At 39.6% G+C, this 1,641-nt stretch carries 2 protein-coding genes; both read left to right on the top strand.

The window, feature by feature from the left end; genetic code table 11:
* Positions 1 to 231: 231 nt before the first annotated feature.
* Positions 232 to 831 (top strand): hypothetical protein, encoded by a 600-nt coding sequence (locus tag QUA78_RS32515; RefSeq protein WP_333307436.1) that lies wholly within the window; start codon positions 232 to 234, stop codon positions 829 to 831.
* Positions 832 to 955: 124 nt separating this feature from the next.
* Positions 956 to 1,606 carry a hypothetical protein gene (locus QUA78_RS32510; protein ID WP_333307439.1) on the top strand — a complete coding sequence of 217 codons (651 nt, stop codon included), beginning with the start codon at positions 956 to 958 and terminating at the stop codon, positions 1,604 to 1,606.
* Positions 1,607 to 1,641 lie beyond the last annotated feature (35 nt).

Genomic DNA, 1,641 nt, shown 5'->3' with positions numbered 1-1,641 from the left:
TCTCTCCCGGCGCGGTGGCTCTAGTTCTTCTGAAAGCCACCGTTCTCATCTTTATTTAGTCTAAACTACAGTAATTAACGGATTGATGTTGAAGTCCGAGGGAAGAGAAAAGAAGGAAGAAAAGAGAGGTTGAAAATTTATGCAAGGGTTGCTATACAAGCGAGTTTAACGTTTCTCAACTCGCTTTAGATATCGAAGTAATCTTTATTTTCACCGACTTATCTGAAAACGATGTCTTACAAATCCTTTACTTTCCAACAGTTAAAAGATCGGTTCGGATTGGAGCCGTCACTGGGTTCTATTCTGAGTGCTAAGGTTATTCCTTTAGAACCCTCCGAATGGCTTTGGAGAACCCTAGAAATTAGTTCTAACACTGCTGTGACAACTGCAAAAGAACGTTCGGAACGGATTATTTCTCCTATTTTGTTAGAATCTAGAGAAAGGAACAACCGACAATTTTCTATCTTTTCCGGCTGGTCATTTGATGTAGATGTCGATCGGGGATTGAATGGAGAATGCGATTTTATACTGTCTTCCGTTCCCTTTGATTTTGAAATTAAAGTACCCATTTTTGCCTTGAGAGAAACGAAAGGCGGAGAAATAGAATCTTGTCTCCCGCAGTGTGCCGCACAAATGGTGGCGGCTCAGCTATTTAACGAAGGCAAACACAATTTAATACCTGCCGTATTTGGCTGCGTAACTACTGGGGTTGTCTGGCGTTTTCTTAAATTAGAAGGAAATAATTTAATTATCGATGCTGATGTTTATTGTCTCGATAATGTTCCTATGATTTTAGGGGTTTTGCAAACAATGGTTAATTTATACCAATAATTTAACGAGTATAAAATAGGTTTGTAGTTATAAATTCCGTCATCACTACAAAATTAATTAATTATTTTACCGGATGCGAAATAGAAATTTTTTTGACCGCAAATCAAATAATATAGCTGTACCAATGATTGCAATTACTCCAGAACAAACAGCGTTAATTCCGATTTATTGCGAGAAGTGGCGACAAATTGGACTTTCGATAAAACCAGTCGATCGCCCGCAAGCGACAGCGGCAATCAACACCGCCTACAACATCATCCGCTGTCCTGAACCGGAAATTATTTTCTGTGACAGCCCTTACACAGCTTTGCAAGCAGTTGAACCGCTAAGGATACGCGATTCCGGTCTGGAAACTGGCAGCGAAATCAGAAATAAAATTCATAATGAATTGTACGACATATTAAGAAGTCAACTCGGCAGAAAATTAGAAAATAAGATTTACAGCAAACTCTATAACCCGCTGTACGCTCAACTGATGAATCAAGTGCACGTTCATGTTAAAGACGAAGTTTACGTCAAATTAGCAAGGAAGTTGGGCGGGAGATTTCAGAGATTCCTAATCGATCAGGCTTATCATAATAACAGCATAGTTTCCGAACTCTCAGCCTGTCACGGAAGTTGGGTGGATTTTTGTATTGGCGTGTTAAATTTGGAGTACGATCGCCCTTTGTATTCAGCCTTTAAATCCTTGGTGGAAAACTGCGGCTGGATTTACCCGTTTGAGAAAATCTGCTTGGGAGCGTGTCACTTTTGCGATGAGTATAAATACTCGTGAACCCAGAATGACTTTTTTATCGATCATCAGTATAA

It is taken from the genome of Microcoleus sp. K4-B3 (genome assembly GCF_036704615.1).
Lineage (GTDB): Bacteria > Cyanobacteriota > Cyanobacteriia > Cyanobacteriales > Microcoleaceae > Microcoleus.
Note: the sequence above shows the minus strand (reverse complement) of the source record. Positions and strands in the feature narration are given on the sequence as shown.